The 17,357-nt window shown below is 45.5% G+C and carries 14 protein-coding genes, 8 tRNA genes, 1 rRNA gene and 1 pseudogene (1 of these 24 cut by a window edge); 3 read left to right on the forward strand and 21 right to left on the reverse strand.

Annotated features, from left to right (window positions below; all coding sequences use genetic code 11):
- Nucleotides 1-15 precede the first annotated feature (15 nt).
- The 3 genes from AR1Y2_RS15410 to AR1Y2_RS15420 form a co-directional block, all read right to left on the reverse strand.
- Entirely contained in the window at nt 16-897 is an 882-nt protein-coding gene (locus tag AR1Y2_RS15410; protein ID WP_137329770.1) for a class II fructose-bisphosphate aldolase, read from the reverse strand.
- 39 nt (nt 898-936) lie between these two features.
- A complete protein-coding gene (locus AR1Y2_RS15415; protein WP_137329771.1) occupies nt 937-2,892 on the reverse strand; it encodes a BglG family transcription antiterminator in 1,956 nt (651 codons plus the stop codon).
- Between the two features lie 292 nt (nt 2,893-3,184).
- Nucleotides 3,185-3,856 carry a C40 family peptidase gene (locus AR1Y2_RS15420; RefSeq protein ID WP_137329772.1) on the reverse strand — a complete coding sequence of 224 codons (672 nt, stop codon included), beginning with the start codon at nt 3,854-3,856 and terminating at the stop codon, nt 3,185-3,187.
- Between the two features lie 245 nt (nt 3,857-4,101).
- Between AR1Y2_RS15420 and AR1Y2_RS15425 the strand changes: the two genes are divergently transcribed.
- A complete protein-coding gene (locus AR1Y2_RS15425; RefSeq protein WP_137329773.1) occupies nt 4,102-4,989 on the forward strand; it encodes a DegV family protein in 888 nt (295 codons plus the stop codon).
- 104 nt (nt 4,990-5,093) lie between these two features.
- On the opposite strand, the gene AR1Y2_RS15430 is transcribed toward AR1Y2_RS15425, so the two are convergent.
- Nucleotides 5,094-5,918 (reverse strand): endonuclease VIII, encoded by an 825-nt coding sequence (locus AR1Y2_RS15430; RefSeq protein WP_137329774.1) that lies wholly within the window; start codon nt 5,916-5,918, stop codon nt 5,094-5,096.
- Between the two features lie 179 nt (nt 5,919-6,097).
- Between AR1Y2_RS15430 and AR1Y2_RS15435 the strand changes: the two genes are divergently transcribed.
- Together AR1Y2_RS15435 and AR1Y2_RS15440 are read left to right on the forward strand one after the other, a co-directional pair.
- On the forward strand, nt 6,098-6,703 hold the full coding sequence (locus tag AR1Y2_RS15435) for a recombinase family protein (protein WP_137329775.1): 606 nt from the start codon (nt 6,098-6,100) through the stop codon (nt 6,701-6,703).
- A 196-nt stretch (nt 6,704-6,899) separates the two neighbouring features.
- Nucleotides 6,900-7,811, forward strand: a complete 912-nt coding sequence (locus AR1Y2_RS15440) for a diguanylate cyclase domain-containing protein (protein ID WP_137329776.1) — start codon at nt 6,900-6,902, stop codon at nt 7,809-7,811.
- A 66-nt stretch (nt 7,812-7,877) separates the two neighbouring features.
- Here AR1Y2_RS15440 and AR1Y2_RS15445 read toward each other — a convergent pair whose 3' ends face one another.
- From AR1Y2_RS15445 to AR1Y2_RS15525, 17 genes and pseudogenes are all read right to left on the reverse strand, one after another.
- Complete coding sequence (locus AR1Y2_RS15445; RefSeq protein ID WP_137329777.1) at nt 7,878-8,642, reverse strand: SDR family NAD(P)-dependent oxidoreductase; 765 nt, start codon at nt 8,640-8,642, stop codon at nt 7,878-7,880.
- Between the two features lie 12 nt (nt 8,643-8,654).
- Complete coding sequence (locus tag AR1Y2_RS15450; RefSeq protein ID WP_137329778.1) at nt 8,655-9,038, reverse strand: thioesterase family protein; 384 nt, start codon at nt 9,036-9,038, stop codon at nt 8,655-8,657.
- A 57-nt stretch (nt 9,039-9,095) separates the two neighbouring features.
- On the reverse strand, nt 9,096-9,467 hold the full coding sequence (locus tag AR1Y2_RS15455) for a metal-dependent transcriptional regulator (protein ID WP_137329779.1): 372 nt from the start codon (nt 9,465-9,467) through the stop codon (nt 9,096-9,098).
- 28 nt (nt 9,468-9,495) lie between these two features.
- Nucleotides 9,496-10,419: a SufB/SufD family protein gene (locus AR1Y2_RS15460; RefSeq protein ID WP_137329780.1), complete on the reverse strand. Its 924-nt coding sequence runs from the start codon at nt 10,417-10,419 to the stop codon at nt 9,496-9,498.
- Between the two features lie 12 nt (nt 10,420-10,431).
- Nucleotides 10,432-11,157 carry an ABC transporter ATP-binding protein gene (locus AR1Y2_RS15465; RefSeq protein ID WP_137329781.1) on the reverse strand — a complete coding sequence of 242 codons (726 nt, stop codon included), beginning with the start codon at nt 11,155-11,157 and terminating at the stop codon, nt 10,432-10,434.
- A gap of 113 nt (nt 11,158-11,270) precedes the next feature.
- A complete protein-coding gene (locus tag AR1Y2_RS15470; protein WP_137329782.1) occupies nt 11,271-11,858 on the reverse strand; it encodes an NAD(P)H-dependent oxidoreductase in 588 nt (195 codons plus the stop codon).
- A 241-nt stretch (nt 11,859-12,099) separates the two neighbouring features.
- On the reverse strand, nt 12,100-12,774 hold the full coding sequence (locus AR1Y2_RS15475) for a C40 family peptidase (protein WP_137329783.1): 675 nt from the start codon (nt 12,772-12,774) through the stop codon (nt 12,100-12,102).
- A gap of 377 nt (nt 12,775-13,151) precedes the next feature.
- A pseudogene (gene tnpA, locus AR1Y2_RS15480) lies at nt 13,152-13,614 on the reverse strand (IS200/IS605 family transposase).
- Between the two features lie 208 nt (nt 13,615-13,822).
- Nucleotides 13,823-13,896: transfer RNA gene (locus AR1Y2_RS15485), tRNA-Arg, on the reverse strand.
- Nucleotides 13,897-13,937: 41 nt separating this feature from the next.
- A tRNA-Leu gene (locus AR1Y2_RS15490) sits at nt 13,938-14,024 on the reverse strand.
- A gap of 24 nt (nt 14,025-14,048) precedes the next feature.
- A tRNA-Val gene (locus AR1Y2_RS15495) sits at nt 14,049-14,121 on the reverse strand.
- 39 nt (nt 14,122-14,160) lie between these two features.
- Nucleotides 14,161-14,234, reverse strand: a tRNA-Asp gene (locus AR1Y2_RS15500).
- Nucleotides 14,235-14,254: 20 nt separating this feature from the next.
- Nucleotides 14,255-14,328: transfer RNA gene (locus AR1Y2_RS15505), tRNA-Ile, on the reverse strand.
- Between the two features lie 33 nt (nt 14,329-14,361).
- Nucleotides 14,362-14,434, reverse strand: a tRNA-Thr gene (locus AR1Y2_RS15510).
- Between the two features lie 17 nt (nt 14,435-14,451).
- Nucleotides 14,452-14,523: transfer RNA gene (locus tag AR1Y2_RS15515), tRNA-Glu, on the reverse strand.
- Between the two features lie 82 nt (nt 14,524-14,605).
- Nucleotides 14,606-14,678, reverse strand: a tRNA-Asn gene (locus tag AR1Y2_RS15520).
- A gap of 150 nt (nt 14,679-14,828) precedes the next feature.
- Nucleotides 14,829-17,357: ribosomal RNA gene (locus AR1Y2_RS15525) — 23S ribosomal RNA — on the reverse strand; it runs 369 nt beyond the window's last position.

Below are 17,357 nucleotides of genomic sequence, written 5' to 3' on the forward strand. Positions count from 1 at the left end.
CCCTTTTACGGAATCCTATTTTCCGTTCTTAAACGCTTTGATTACGTCCTTTGCATATCCTTTCATGAATTCAAAAGCTTCTTCCTGTAATTCATGGTACGCAATCTTTCCGTCTGTCTCTGCAACACGGTCAGCTACGAATTTTGTAGCGGCCTTTGCCATGTAAGAGTAGTAGTTAACTTTAGAGCATCCTGCAGTGATTGCTTCCTGAACCTGAGAGAATTCTACTCCTGAAGCTCCATGCATTACCACACGACATGTGTCTGGAATCGCTGCGCGGAGTTCTCTTACTCTGTCAATATCCAATACCGGCGGCTCTGCATAGATTCCGTGCATGGTTCCGAAGCACACTGCCAATGCGTCACATCCTGTCTCTTCTGCAAACGCTTTTGCTTCTTCCGGCTCAGTAAAGAATTCTTTGATATCTTCATTGGTCAGAACACGAGTCTCTGCGTCCTCTCCGTGAGTATCCTCTGCTGTTGAGGCCATAACTCCCAGTTCTGCTTCCACTGTGATTCCAGCAGGGTGAGCAATTTTTACAAACTCTTTTACTCTCTTTAAGTTTTCCTCGTAAGGAAGAGCGCTGCAGTCATACATGATTGATGGGAATCCGACTTTTAATGCTCTTAATACGAAATCATAGTCGCTGCCGTGGTCTAAGTGAACACAAACCGGAACAGATGCTGCTTTTGCGTATTTTAACATTTCCGGCCCGATTCTCTCGATCGGAATGAGCGGATCATGTACCTGAGCGTGGTCAATGATGATCGGTGTGTTTAATTCTTCCGCTGCCCCAATGACTGCACGGATGGTCTCCACGTTCGGAGTGTTGATACATGGAATTGCATACTGCTCCTTCTCTGCGATCTCTAAAATTTCTTTCATGTTTACTAACATAGTGCTTCCTCCTTTTAATTAGATGCCTTTCGGCCATTGTTACCCTGCTTCACTCATTAAAATATCATAAAACTCTTTAGGTCCTTCCGCATCCAGCAGATGTCCGATCAACTCCTTATTACCGATCATCCCATAAAAATACTGGAAAAACCTTAGAATCTCTTCCGAAGTTTCAAAATCGATGGCGATCAGAAACAGCAGCCGTACCTTTTCATTAGGTGTCCATGAGATCGGATACTTAAGCCTTATGACCGCAACTCCGCTTGTTTTTACATAGTCTTTGTAAATATGCGGCATCACGATGCCCCTCCCTACAGTGGACGGTCTTTTTAATTCCCTTTTCCACACCTCTTGGCTGAATCCCTTTTCTATGAAGCCCTGTTCGTATAAAAGGTCACTTGCAAGCTGGATCACTTCCTGCTTTTCCATAACGTTTACATCGGTCATAATCAAAGATTCCCTGAAGGTTTTCTTTGTTGTCTCCAACGCATGCGTCATTTTCTGGTCATGATCCAATTCATCAAGACTTAAGGCAATTTTGTTCATGTCCGCCTGGTCGATATGCTTTGTCACTTCGATTGTATTTTCCCTCGGTTCCTTTAATGGAACCGTAGAAATCAATAATTTGTCTTTCACTGTTTCCGGGTGAAAGTCCCGTATATGAATACTGTCTGTAATCTCAAGCCCCTCAACTGCGTTTTCAATCTTTACTTTCTGATACCTTGCAGTGTGGGCGTCTGTGGCAGTAAGCAGCACCGCCTGATGTCCCTCTCTGCTGTCCATCATGGCATTGTGGATCAACAGTGCGATCCATGCAATCTCGTCTTGGGTCAGTATCACAGAAAGTTTTCCTTCAATGTCAAAAATATAGGTCATACATGCTGCATATACATCCTGCAGCTGATGCTGCACGTCCCTGTGCAGGTCATCCCATTCCACCAACTTATAATCCCGTTTGATCGTGATCTTTTCCAAAAATGAACTGATGTCACTGATTAGAATCTCATCTTTTAATACGTTTTCCTTCTTCATCACAGCCAACACAATGGAAAGGTAATCCAGAGTAATCTCTTCAAACTTACGATCTCTGGGTCTTTTTCCATGTCCACATGTTTTTGCGACCATCAGCTTGGCCGCCAGAAACTGGTGCTCAAATGCCATATCTCCGTTCTGGGGAACAATTTCATCTAATATCAATCGCGCCGCATCGAGAAACGAAGTATCTAACTTGGTCATCTTTCGGCTGCCCGCGTTTTGGAGGATTTTCCCTTCCCCGATGCGGTTGATTGTCAATAATAAATATTCCGTCAGCCGGCAAAAAGAGATATCTACAAAAACTAGATTTAAAAACTCTTCCGCCTTCTGGAGACTGTCCTGCACCTTCATAATATTTTCTTCTGAATAATGGTCGGTAAAAAAGGTGTAGGCTCGTTTGCTGATACGGTAGTCCAGATCCTGAGGCAGTTTTTCAATATAGGCATGTTTCCAGTATTTCTTATTTACGGAATCAACAATTGCCTGTCTTAGATCAAACTCATCGCCCTTGATCTGAATCCCCTGGTTTCTGACCTTTGTAAGTTTTAAGTTGAACTCACTCAGGTAATTTTCTATGTTCTTCAGATCTTTCTGGATAATGTTCCTGCTGACACACAGCTCTTCTGAAAAAAGCTGAATCGTGTATTTTGCCGGATAGAAAAATAATGTATCTAATATGTAATTCTTGCGGTAGTAAAACGATTCCGGATCTTTGTTGGCATATTCGTTGAGGTCATCCAGGATCATCTCTCTTTGTTCTTCCGTGGCGACCAAACACAGTCCTTTGCGCGGTGCAGTCAATAGTTTCGCTTCATACTTTTCTATTTCCCTGCTGATGTCGCTTAAAGAGTGTTTGATGCTGCTGACAGAAACTCCTGTCATTTCGGAAAGTTCATCAGTGGTGAAAAATCCATACGTATCAATCATTCTACGTATTACTTTTTCCTGTAAATTATTCATCTCGTAGGCCTCCTTCAATGAATAAAACCGATGAAGTTAAGCAAGCATCTTGCTTATGTATTAATCATAATATCCTTCACCGGTTTTGTATATATCTCATAAAATCAGTTTTTGCACTTAGATCAGTACAATTAGTATAATTTTTAAAAATAACACTCCTGATTCCCTATTTTACTATGTCTAGACCTATATGAACATGGAAAAAAAGCCCTGGAATCGTAAGTTTAGGATAGGGGGTAATGATTCCATGGGCTTTTTCTCTATAGCCGGTATGATATAAATCTGCCGGTATTTATCTTACAATCCGTCGTACGGATACGACTTTCCTGTAATTCGCTTTTGGTGAGATCTTGATTCCTGTTTTTCTGGAACTTGCATGCACAATTTTTCCACCTCCGATGTAGATGGCCACATGCCCGCTGTAACAGATCAGATCTCCTGGCTGTTTTTTCTTGTAGGATACCTTTTTCCCCGCCTTTCTCTGGGATGAGGAAGTCCTTGGAATGCTGTATCCGAAGGAACGGTAAACGGCTCTTGTAAAGCCAGAACAGTCAGCTCCTGTATTTAAATTTGTTCCTCCCCAGCGGTAAGGATTCCCTACGAACCTCTGGGCAAAAGTTGCTACTGTCTTTCCCTTTGCCTTTTTGCTGCCTCGCAGTTTCGGCGCTTTGGTGCTAATCTTCACACGCTTCTTTGGAACAAAACCAGTCTTTCCTTTATAAGTGATCTTTCTCCAGCTGCCGCTTGTATAATATACGGTGACCTTTTTTCCTTTTTTAATCCTGGCTAAAGTCTTTGACTTGTTTGATTTGCTCCGTTTTAAGCTTGTAGTTGCACCTTTAATATATCCGGTATATCCCGAGGCCGCCTTCACTTCTTGTTCCGGAAGCGATGCTGCTGCCGTACCTGTTATCATTAAACATGCAACTGCAAAAATTGCTGTTTTCTTTGCGATTGCTCTCATTATTCCCTCACTGAATCTCTTTCAATTTATTACGTAATTATTACATTTCGTTTACATTTATGAATTATAGCACGGCGTAATAATATTGTAAAGAGTTTTGTAATAATTTCGTAATATTTATTCATATTTTATTAACAAGCCCTCTGGCCCCCCTTTCGCCGGGGGTCATTTGATAATTCCTGGAATTTCTTATATAATAGAGAGCAACAGATAACTTGACTTAAAGAAAGAGAAAAGGGATTCCTATGGGACGATTTATATTGAGCTGCTGTTCGACAGCAGATATGAAAAAAGAGTATTTTCAACACCGGAACATTCCTTATGTATGTTTTCATGTAACACTGGACGGGAAGGAATATATGGATGATCTGGGCCAGAGCATTCCATTTGATGAGTTCTATAAAAAAATACAGGACGGCGCCCTTGCTAATACCGCCCAGGTGAACGTAGAAGAGTACATAGAATTCTTTGAACCGTTTTTAAAAGAAGGGATGGATGTCTTGCACATCAGTCTGTCTTCCGGCATCTCCGGGACCTTTAACTCAGCCAATATCGCAAAGGATGAACTGCTGGAGAAATACCCAGACCGCAAGATCCTTCTTGTGGATTCTCTGGGAGCCTCCTCCGGCTATGGACTACTTGTAGATCTGGCCGCCGATCTGAGGGACCAGAGAGAGAGAATCGAGGATGTCTATCAGTGGGCGGTCTCAAACCGGCTGAACATCCATCACTGGTTCTTTTCCACAGACCTGACTTCGTACATCCGCGGCGGAAGGATCTCCAAGACATCCGGCTTTATCGGGACCATGCTGGGTATCTGCCCGCTGTTGAATATGGACCACGAAGGGCATCTGATTCCCCGTGCGAAGATCCGCACCAAAAAGAGGGCCATCAGAGAGATCGTCAAAAGGATGGAGGAACACGCAAAGGACGGAAAAGATTACAGCGGTAAATGCTTTCTCTCCAATTCTGCCTGCTATGAAGATGCCAGACAGGTGGCAGACTTGATCGAAGCTTCCTTCCCCAAGCTGAACGGCAAAGTAGTGATCAACAGCGTGGGAACCGTCATCGGCGCTCACACCGGTCCGGGAACCGTGGCCCTGTTCTTTGAAGGGGACGAACGAAACAATTAAAAGGTTTTCTTCATTATTTCCAGTCGGCTCTGGAAAGGCCTTCTTCCGATAATGAAGAAAACCTTTTTAATTTCATGACATTTTCACCCGTTCTCCGGCTGTGTCTAAAGCGGCTGGCAGACAGAGCAGTAATATACTGTTCCTCCTAGATAAGCCGCCTTGGTGATCTCACTTCCACACTTTGGACATCCTTTTTTGTATGTATGTTTCGACATCTTAGTCTTATAGCCTCCCGGGTTTCCCCAGATGTCTTTTTCTGTATCTCTGCCCCCAAGGCGCACCATTTCAGAGAGCACATCCTTTATACTTGTAAAGATTTTCTCCTTTTCACTTTCTGACAGAGTCCCAATCTTTCTTTTGGGATGTATTCCCGCTTCCAACAGGATATCCTGCAGCACACCGTTTCCCAGTCCGGGAATTCTCTGTTTCGTGGCTAGAAACGCTTTTGCGCTGGTATTAGCCTTCACTGAATGAAAAAGCTCCTCAAAATACAGTTCATCAAATTCCGGTGAGAGCGGGGAAATCCCTTTTTTGCTGATCTCGTAATATTCATTTTCGTAGACTTTGTCAAAGCAGGCGATCCCGCCATACATGGCCACCGTAAGTATCAGGACAGATCCATGTGAAAAATCGATTCTCAGCTGATACTTTTCCGGCACCTTATCATCCTTATGATAAATCCTCGGGTTGACTCCGTCATTGATGCAGAGTTTGACCCCGCCTTCAAAGTTGATCTCCGCGAAGATTCCAAAACCTTTTGCGCCTGTAACCTGCTTTCCTCTAAGCATGCCGTCATAGGCTTCTGCCTCTCCGTTAAACCAGCAAAACTTATGGGGTGAGGACGGCGGATACACCTTTTCCACTTTCTTTCCCATCAGTGTTTTTTGCAGTTCATCTGCTCTTGCGAGAGCTTCCGGCAATTCTATCATTTTATTTCCTCCCTTCCTTTTGTATGTAAATCAGGACTGCTTCTGTTTCCTCTCCATCTTATCATACGGGACAGGAAGAATACAGGAGCAATCACGACGCTTCCAATTGTTTCCTTATCAATTTTTCTATCTCTTATGGGATAATATTTCAGTCACATTTTGTAGAAGGAGGGAGAGAAATGGATTATGGATATGTCAGAGTGTCATCTAGGGATCAAAACATAGGACGGCAGCTCGCAGTTATGAAGGAGATGAAAATACCCAAAGAGAGCATTTATATTGACCGGCAGTCGGGTAAAGATTTTAACCGTCCTCAGTATAAGAAGCTGCTCAGAAAGCTCAGGCCAGGAGATACTCTTTTTGTAACATCTATCGACCGTCTGGGCAGGAATTATGAAGAGATCATTGAACAGTGGAGAAACATCACAAAACAGAAAAAGGCAGACATTGTTGTCACCGATCTTCCGCTGCTGGACACCCGCGGGAAGAATTCCATGGACCTGACCGGAGTTTTTATCTCTGATCTGGTGCTGCAGATTCTTTCCTATGTGGCGCAGACAGAGCGGGAGCATATTAAAAAAAGGCAGGCGGAAGGAATCGCCGTAGCCAAGGCCAAAGGGGTAAACTTCGGACGTCCGCCGAAAAAAATTCCAAAGGAGTTCGACCGCATCTACGCCCTTTGGAAGGAAGAAAAAATAAGCGGCCGTGAATCTGCCAAACAGCTCGGAACCACCCACAATACATTTTTTAAATGGGTCCGGCTGGCAGAAGAAGGCCGCCTGTGATCTCAGAAAATGTGGTAAAAAAAGTAGACTTTTTTCGTCGTTAATGATTTTTTTTTATAAAGAATCTGAAATAAAAACACATTCACGGGATTCCCGTAAGTGTTTTTATTCAGATCTTATAAAAAAAAAACAAGTGGGAAAAAAGTCTACATTTCTGCCCATTTCTTGCTTGGTAATGTATGGAAGGTTGAGATAGATGAAAAACTTGAAATCTGCAGAGGCGTTTTGCCGGGCTCTCTGGCACAGTTATCTGATAAAAAACAACAAAAATGGAATTGACAATTTTCTGGACAGCCGCATGACGGAAATCGGTATAAGACTTGGGCAGTACTGCCAAAATTCAGTAGAGTTTCTCTGCTCTCTGGAATGTTCCTCTTCTGAACCTGAGTATTCCATTGACAAAGAATGGTATGAAACTTCTGTCCTTAGAGAAAATCTTTTTCTCGTTACGGGCGAGATCAAGTTAAGCCAACGCTCCTGCAAAACATATCTTCCGGCCCGCCATCTGCGCTTTAGTATGATTACGGAGCTCAGAGACGGCTCATGGAAGCTTCTCCATCTTCATCAGTCCGTACCGGATTTCAGTCAGAAAGACAAAAAGAATATATATTATTCCCAGTTTGATTATCTGACAGATCTTATGAGCAGACGCTGTATGGAAGAAAACATCAGCCTGCTGATGGAAAAGAAACCCTCAGGTATTTTGATCACGATGGATATCGATAATTTCAAAACCTACAACGACAGGTACGGCCATCCATTCGGAGACCAGATTCTGATCTCCATTGCCAAGAGTCTCTTGAAAACATTTCCGAAGGAAATCAACGGAAGGATCGGCGGGGACGAATTTATCATCTATGTTCCCTGTTCTTCCATACACAAAGAAAGGCTTACAGAATCGTTGGAACTGTTTTTCCACAATTGGGCTGATTATCAGAAAAAGTTCAATCTTCAAAGCCCCATCTATGTATCTGTGGGCATCGGCTTCTACCCAGAACACGGAAAGGATTTTCATTCGCTGTGGTCCAATGCCGACAGGGCACTCTACTTTGCAAAAAAGAAAGGGGAAAACCATATCTGCTATTGTTCAGAGCTGCCTGATACATAATAACTTTTACGTATAATGAACAAAAACAGGGACCTTCTTTTATGGAAGGTCCCTGAGCCTGTTTTATTAAAGATTAGCACCGTAATCCATTACAATGCATTGTCCTGTGATCGGCGCAGCTTCATCGCTTGCCAGAAACAGAATCGAATTTGCGACATCCTCTGCAGAGCAGGCAGGTCTCTGTAGATCAGAGTGCAGCGCCATGGCACCCATCATATCCGGATCCATGGTCTCCATTGTCTGCCCCGCTGTCATCGGGGTCTTGATCATGCCTGGACAAAGGGCATTGCACCGTATACCATCCTTTGCGCACCGCATAGCCGTATGCTTGGTAATACCCAGCACAGCAGCTTTGGAAGCCACATAAGCAGCTCCACCGCCTCCGTTTACCCCAGCAATACTGGCCACATTAATAATCGATCCGCTCTTATTCTTTAACATGACCTCAAGAGCCGCACGGATAAAATACATCGTTCCTTTTGTGTTGATGTCCACGATCTTGTCGATCTCGCTATCCGCAACTCTGTCGATAGGAAGCAGTCCCTCGTCCAATACCCCTGCATTGTTCACAAGGATATCCAAAGTACCGAAATGCTCTACGGCTGCATCTACCATCCGTTTTCCATCCTCAGGGACCGATATATCTCCCTGAAGTGCCAACACTGTCCCACCGTCAGCCTTGATATCTGCCTCCACAGCCTCCAGCTTTTCCTTCCTTCTGGCAGTGATAATAACCTTGGCTCCCTCTTTTGCAAATCTTTTTGCCGCCTGTTCTCCTACTCCGGAGTTGCCTCCTGTTATGATCGCTACCTTTCCTTCAAGTCTTCCCATAGTGCTACCTCCTTATCTATGAAGTGCTTTCTCCTGAAACTTTTCCTTCTGCACGATGAAGCGCTCATGCTCCCCCTCTCCGATCTGTCCTGCCTCATCATATGCCTTCACTGTAAATACAAGCCTTCTTCCGTCTGCCTGTATCAGTTCACTCTCACAGCGGATCTTTTTGCCGATGGGCGTAGCTGCCTGATGTTTGACATTCATCTGTGTCCCAACAGTCCCAACCCCATCATCTAAATACGGTTCTATGCTGGCCCATGCCGTCTTCTCCATCAGTGCGATCATGGACGGTGTTGAAAATACATCCAGCATTCCGTCTCCTACGTTGTTTGCGGAGTGTTCCGCCCTCGCGGTCATTTCCTGGCTGCCTTTGATTCCTGCTGTCAATTCCATGTCAAAACCTCCTTGTATCACTGATAAGTTTCTGTATCTATATTATACACGTTTTCTTCAGCACACGCCATTTTCATTCAAGTACATCTTGATTCCCTGGAAAGTCTGTTTACTCAGCACATGTTCACATCTGCAGGCATCTTCTTCTGCCACATGTTCCGGTACCCCTGCAATCTCCATAAAAAATGACGTCAATGTCCTGTGTCTCTCATAGATAGCCTCTGCCTTTGCTAAGCCTTCAGCTGTAAGAGAGATATACCCTTTTGCATCCACGGTAATATAACCGCCATTTTTTAAAATTCCTACTGCCCGGCTGACACTCGCCTTGCTGTAACTTAGCTTTCTGGCAATATCTATAGAACGTACCTGCCCTATTTCCTGCTTCAACATCAAAATTGCCTCGAGATAATTCTCCCTTGATTCCAGCATCCTGATACTCCCCCTTACCTGTAACCCCTTACTTCAAAAAGTCTTCAATGATCACTGCTTCCGCCTCTTCCTCTGTCATCCCGAAGGTGCGCAGCTTGATCAGCTGATCGCTGTTGATCCGTCCGATGGCCGCCTCATGTATGATCTGTGCATCCACATGGTTGGCATTGATCTCAGGGATGGAACTGATCTTTGCCTCATCCATGATAATTGAATCACACTGAACATGGGCGTGGCACAATGCATTTCCGATGGCCTTCGGATGGAAGACTTGTGTGGATGTGCCCTTGGCAACAGACCTTGAAATGATTTGTGCAGAGCTCTCCTGTCCGTTTAACTGTATATCCATATTGGAGACCGCCTGCTGGTTTCCATGGGTCATGAGCTTTTCAAGTACATACAGCTTGGATCCCTCTCCCATCTCCACATGGGTTTCCCGGACTGTAGAATCCACGCCCTTGATCTGTGTGGTGTCTAAGGTAAAGACAGAGTCTTCCTCCACATAAATCTTGGTCACGGGGTTTAAGACTCTTCCTCCGGTACCGTCCCCTTCCCCGTAATGTCTCTCTTCATATTTTACATTGGCATGGCTTCCTACATGGAATGCATGGATACCGTCATGCCTGCTCTCCTGATCCCCATCATTGTGTATGCCGCATCCTGCCACAATTAGGACATCTGCGCCATCTTCAATGTAAAAATCATTATACACCACATCCGTCATCCCAGAGGCAGATACGACAACCGGAATATGCACGGACTCTCCCTTTGTCTGCCCGCTGATAAATATATCGATCCCCGGCTTGTCCTCTTTTCTTACGATCCTGATATTCTCACTGTCTCCATGGCACAAGGCCTGTCCGTTCTGCCTTAAATTATAAGCGCCCTTCTGTACAAATCCCTGACCGTCAATGGCCTCAAGCACTCCTGCAGTTATCTGATCTAATTTCATGTCCATTCCTCCCTATTCATGCATGCAGGCACACTGCTCTTCAGACTCTTCCGCCATAAGGTGCGGATACACCTCTTCCTTTGCTCCGATCTCCTGGACCTGCCCGTCCCGTATGATCATAATACGGTCTGCCATCCGGATGATCCTCTCCTGATGTGAGATCAGGATCAAGCTCGCTTTGTTTTCTTTGTGGATCTTTTCAAATTCTTTGATCAGCATAGCAAAGCTCCAAAGATCGATGCCTGCCTCAGGCTCATCAAAAATACAGATTTTATGGTCCTTCGCAAACACTGTGGCAATCTCGATTCTTTTCATCTCCCCGCCTGACAATGTGGCATCCACTTCTCTCTCTTTGTATTCCATTCCGCAGAGCCCCACACTGCTCAGCAATTCACAGCAGCGCTCATCCGGAAGTGTCTCACCTGCTGCAAGGGAAAGCAGCCTGGAAGCTGTCAGCCCCTTGAATCTCGGTGGCTGCTGAAATGCAAATCCGATCCCTGCATCCGCCCTCTGGTCAATGGAATACTTTGTAATGTCTTCCCCGTCCAGAGAGATCTTCCCGGCACTGGCTTTCTCGATCCCCATAAGGATCTTGGCTATAGTGGACTTTCCTCCGCCGTTGGGGCCGGTGATCACCAGCATCTCCCCATCGTTGACGGAGAAGCTGACATCCTTAAGTATCTGGGTATCCGCACCGTTTTCTGTTATATGGTAAGATAAATGTTCTACGTTTAACATGACTGCCGCCTCTCTTCTTGTCTTTTGAATTTTATATATTTATATAACCGCATTTTACGCCCTTTTTCAAGTAAATCTGACCATGTTCTGGAAAAGAATCAGATATGCTCTGGCTAGAAGTCCACTGCCAGCATCTTTGCTCGTCCAGCAGCCTGTTCCATAATAGCATCCACGTCATTCCCTATAATATCAAGCCCTTCTGCAGCCACCGTATCTGTCCTTGGTATTCCCAACATCCGGAAGATCGATGTAAGGAAGTTTTCAGCGTGGTCATCTTTTTTATTTTCTCCCCCAGAGTAAATTCCTCCCCTGGTTGAAAAGAATACAGCCCTGTCTGCCCTGCAGTATCCTTCTGCTTTTCCGTCCTCACGGTAACCAAAGGTAAATCCGGTAACACAGACCTGCTCCAGATAAGCGTGCACCGCTGCCGGAAATGTCCCTTCCCAGAACGGGGCTGCCAGAACAATCCTGTCTGCCTCTTTGAACCTCCTTGCCTGGTCAAAAACAGGATCTTCCCATTTAGATTCAGCCGCCAGCTGATCCCTCTTTTTGAGAGCTCCCAGATCCAAAGGAATGCTCAGGCCGCTCACCTCTGACACTTCATATTTTCCTTCCAGACAATTAAGGAACTGCCTTGCCAGCACTAAAGTCCTGGACTCTTCCTCTCTGATGCATCCGTTGACAAATAACAATGATTTCATGGTCTCCTCCTAATTTTAAACAGAACAAAGCGGACAAGTCCGCTTCAACTCCCTAAATCCCCCAATCATAAGGGACTTGTTCCGCTTTGCGCGCCAAATGCGATTTGACGTAGTCAAATGATTTCCTTACGCATTTTGTGTGCATCCTCGCGGAGCGTTTTTCATGTCATAGGAGGTTCCGTAGGAATTTCCTATGACATGAAAAAAATGTGCAGGATCTCTCTTGCACATTTTAAATGATCTATTCTGTTACGATTCTCCTTACAGCAAGTACTTTTCTATAGTTAGCTTTTGGAGAAATCTTGATTCCTGTTTTTCTTGTGCTGGCATGGACGATCTTGCCGTTACCTATGTACATGGCTACATGACCGCTGTAGCAGATCAAATCTCCCGGCTGTTTGTCCTTATAAGCTACCTTTCTTCCTGCACTCCTGAGATCGGAAGATGTTCTTGGCAGTTTATATCCAAAGGAACGGTATACTCCTCCGACAAAACCGGAACAGTCTGCCCCGCTGTTTAAGTTGGTTCCTCCCCATACATATGGGTTACCCACAAAACGCTGTGCAAAGGATGCAACTGTCTGCCCTTTTTCTTCTGCGCTTCCGCTTAACCGGGGAGCATTTGTATTAATATAAACATATTTCTTTAAGACAAATCCTGTCTTGCCTTTGTATGTAACCTTTCTCCATTTACCGCTTGTGTAATGCACCTGTACAGATTCTCCCTTGGAGATTTTGCGGATTACTTTGGACTTTTTGGATTTAGACTTTCTGAGTTTCACCCATGATTTCCAGATTCTGCCGCTGTATGTACTCTGTGCCGCTTTTACTTCTTTTTTCGGTACCGCTAATCCTGACGTTAATATCATAGAAAAGACAAGCATGCAAATGGCTGTCTTCTTTATTATTGACTTCATAAAGATGTTACCTTCCTACTTCAATATTTTATATTAATTTTATGTTTATTACAGTATTGTTACATTTCATTCACAGTTATGAATTATACCACAACAATTCTGTAAAGTAAACCTTTCACTATACAAAAAAGGATTTTTTATGTCATTTTTTTCGTAGAATACTTACTTTTGTGAGAAAAGTATATAGTGCAGAGATGATTCCAAACGGATAGGCAAGATTCATTAACAGTCTGACTGAATCAGGACTACCGGCTCAGCCGGTAGTTTGTCCTGTCCCTATAAGGGACCGTTACTTGTCTTGCATCTAAAGATGCTCTGATCCGGTCCGCCAACCACACTTCGTTCTCCGGGTGCCCGTTAACGGGCCTCTCTTCCCCCTACTTTACTGGCTCACCCGTAAACGGGTCGATGTATTCTTTCAGGGTCATTTGGTCGTATTCGATGTCCTCTTGTAGCTGTTTCTTTATATATTCCTCTATCTTTTTTTGCATTTTTACCTGCTGTATCTACGTAATATCCTCTACACCAGAAATGTCGATTCCCATACTTGTATTTCAGATTTGCATGCCGGTCAAATATCATCAGCGAACTTTTTCCTTTCAGGTATCCCATGATCTGTGACACACTGTATTTGGGTGGTATCTTGTTCAGCATATGGACATGGTCCCTGCAGCATTCCGCTTCTATGATCTCGATCTCCTTTCGTTTGCATAACATGCTCAGTATGTTTGCCACATCCTTCTTGATCTGTCCATAGATTATCTTTCTTCGATACTTTGGTGCAAAAACTACATGATATTTACAATTCCACGTTGTATGTGATAGACTGTTATTGTCCATTTGGATCCCTCCTATGATCTTATTTTTTGGTTGGCGAACCTTTTTAAATCTTATCATAGGAGGGTTTTTGCTTGAAGCTTAAGCTTTCCCCCAACTCACCTGCATAGCAGGTGGTTTTTTATTTCGCAGACACTTCGTTACCTGCTCAATAGACTAAAGTCAACAACAAAAAAAGTTCCTTATAGATTTAAATCTATAAGGAACTTTACGTGGGCGAGAAGATTCGAACTCCCGACCTTCTGGTCCGTAGCCAGACGCTCTATCCAGCTGAGCTACGCCCACATATAAAATTAACCAACACTAGTATAATACTTAGTGCTCAATGCCGTTGACCGGAATCGAACCGGTACGGGAGTATAAGTCCCGCAGGATTTTAAGTCCTGTGCGTCTGCCAGTTCCGCCACAACGGCATTCTAGGAGAAATTCTCCCGAAATGGGACCAATAGGGCTCGAACCTATGACCCTCTGCTTGTAAGGCAGATGCTCTCCCAGCTGAGCTATGATCCCACAATATGAAATTCTCTCTTATATAAACTATAAAAGAAACGACCCGGATGGGGTTCGAACCCACGACCTCCGCCGTGACAGGGCGGCGCTCTAACCAGCTGAGCCACCGGGCCAAAACTTTACTCTATACAAATGGACCCTCGGGGACTCGAACCCCGGACCGATCGGTTATGAGCCGATTGCTCTAACCAACTGAGCTAAAGGTCCTTATCTTCTCACCACTTATGTCCAAGTGTATGAAGCCGTTGACCGGACTTGAACCGGTAACCTGCTGATTACAAATCAGCTGCTCTGCCAATTGAGCCACAACGGCGAAATATAATTCTTAAATGACTCCAACGGGATTTGAACCCGTGTTACCGCCGTGAAAGGGCGGTGTCTTAACCACTTGACCATGGAGCCTTGTTTCTCTGACCGCTTCACGGCCTTTCTTTCACTAACCTCAAGTTCTGCCTTCCGACTCCCTCTCACTCAGTGTTCCGACCTCCCCGAGCTGGGCTCGAACCAGCGACAACACGGTTAACAGCCGTGCGCTCTACCTACTGAGCTATCGAGGATCATTCTCTTCTATTCTCTGCCTTTTGGCTTTCGAATATTCAATATACCTTATAATACATCGTCCGATGGACTTAAGATACGGGATGCCCTTTGGGTATACCTTCAAAACTACATACAGAACCTTTCATCAAACATCTTCCTTACCTTCTTTGGTTAAAGCCTCGACCGATTAGTAACAGTCAGCTCCATACGTTGCCGCACTTCCACCTCTGCCCTATCTACCTCGTCGTCTTCAAGGGGTCTTACTAGATTACTCTATGGGAAATCTTATCTTTAGGGGGGCTTCACGCTTAGATGCCTTCAGCGTTTATCCCTTCCAGACTTGGCTACTCTGCTATGCATTTGGTAATACAACAGATCCACCAGTGGTCCGTCCATCCCGGTCCTCTCGTACTAAGGACAGCTCCTATCAAATTTCCTCCGCCTGCGCCGGATAGGGACCGAACTGTCTCACGACGTTCTGAACCCAGCTCGCGTACCGCTTTAATGGGCGAACAGCCCAACCCTTGGAACCTGCTACAGCTCCAGGATGCGATGAGCCGACATCGAGGTGCCAAACCACTCCGTCGATGTGAACTCTTGGGAGTGATAAGCCTGTTATCCCCAGGGTAGCTTTTATCCGTTGAGCGATGGCAATCCCACGTTATACCACCGGATCACTAAGTCCTACTTTCGTACCTGCTCCACCCGTCGGTGTCACAGTCAAGCCTTCTTCTGCCTTTGCACTCTGCGAATGGTTTCCGACCATTCTGAGAAGACCTTTGAGCGCCTCCGATACCCTTTCGGAGGCGACCGCCCCAGTCAAACTCCCCACCTGACATTGTCCCCCAGCCGGATCACGGCTGTTGGTTAGAAATCCAATACTGCAAGGGTGGTATCCCAACAGCGGCTCCAGAAGGACTGGCGTCCTTCCTTCACAGCCTCCCACCTATCCTGTACATGCAGTACCGAATCCCAGTATCAAGCTGGAGTAAAGCTCCATGGGGTCTTTCCGTCCTGGCGCAGGTAACCAGCATCTTCACTGGTATTTCAATTTCACCGGGTGTGTTGTTGAGACAGTGCCCAAATCATTACGCCTTTCGTGCGGGTCGGAACTTACCCGACAAGGAATTTCGCTACCTTAGGACCGTTATAGTTACGGCCGCCGTTTACTGGGGCTTAAGTTCAGACCTTCGCGATCACTCGCTAAGCCCTCCCCTTAACCTTCCAGCACCGGGCAGGCGTCAGCCCATATACTTCACCTTGCGGTTTTGCATAGACCTGTGTTTTTGCTAAACAGTTGCTTGGGCCAATTCTCTGCGGCCATCTTTCGATGGCACTCCTTCTCCCGAAGTTACGGAGTCATTTTGCCGAGTTCCTTAACAACACTTCTCCCGTCGGCCTTAGGATTCTCTCCTCATCCACCTGTGTCGGTTTACGGTACGGGCGCATAAAAAACAATAGTGGCTTTTCTTGACAGCCGGGGGCCTGGGCTTCCCTACTTTTGTTCGGTCCGCGTCACAGCTTTGCCTTGCATGAGGGATTTTCCTCCCATACGGCTCCTCTGCTTGCGCCAGTCTTTCCATTCCTGGCTCCCATTTCCCTTCTGTGTCCCCACAGTTCTGTTTTTATGCGGTACTGGAATTTCAACCAGTTGTCCATCGACTACGGCTCTCGCCCTCGCCTTAGGTCCCGACTTACCCAGAGCAGATCAGCTTTACTCTGGAAACCTTAGATATTCGGCCGGAAGGATTCTCACCTTCCTCTCGCTACTCATTCCGGCATTCTCTCTTCTAAACAGTCCACCACTCCTTACGGTATGGCTTCATCCCGTTTACAATGCTCCTCTACCAATGTATCAATACATTCCACAGCTTCGGTGTCGTGTTTTAGCCCCGGACATTTTCGGCGCAGGATCTCTCGACTAGTGAGCTATTACGCACTCTTTCAATGTATGGCTGCTTCTAAGCCAACGTCCTAGTTGTCTCTGAAATCCCACATCCTTTTCCACTTAACACGTACTTTGGGACCTTAGCTGGTGGTCTGGGCTGTTTCCCTTTCGACTGTCCAACTTATCTCGTACAGTCTGACTCCCTGGCATCATCTGTATGGCATTCGGAGTTTGATATGTTTTGGTAAGCTTTGACGCCCCCTAGACAATTCAGTGCTCTACCTCCACCAGACTCTTACCAGAGGCTAGCCCTAAAGCTATTTCGAGGAGAACCAGCTATCTCCGGGTTCGATTGGAATTTCTCCGCTATCCACACCTCATCCCCACCCTTTTCAACGGATGTGGGTTCGGTCCTCCACTTCCTCTTACGGAAGCTTCAACCTGGACATGGATAGGTCACCCGGTTTCGGGTCTACCCTCACTGACTTAAAACGCGCTCTTAACGCTCGCTTTCACTTCGGCTCCAGACCTTAAGTCCTTAACCTTGCCAGTACGGGTAACTCGCCGGACCGTTCTACAAAAAGTACGCAGTTCCTCTCAAAAGGAGGTTCCACAGCTTGTAAACATAGGGTTTCAGGTTCTCTTTCACTCCCCTCCCGGGGTCCTTTTCACCTTTCCTTCACAGTACTATGCGCTATCGGTCACTAAGGAGTATTTAGCCTTACGGGGTGGTCCCCGCTCATTCCCACAAGGTTTCTCGTGTCTCGTGGTACTCTGGATTCTGCTAGGGTACTTCTGACTTCGGATA

It is taken from the genome of Anaerostipes rhamnosivorans, assembly GCF_005280655.1.
GTDB classification, from domain to species: domain Bacteria; phylum Bacillota; class Clostridia; order Lachnospirales; family Lachnospiraceae; genus Anaerostipes; species Anaerostipes rhamnosivorans.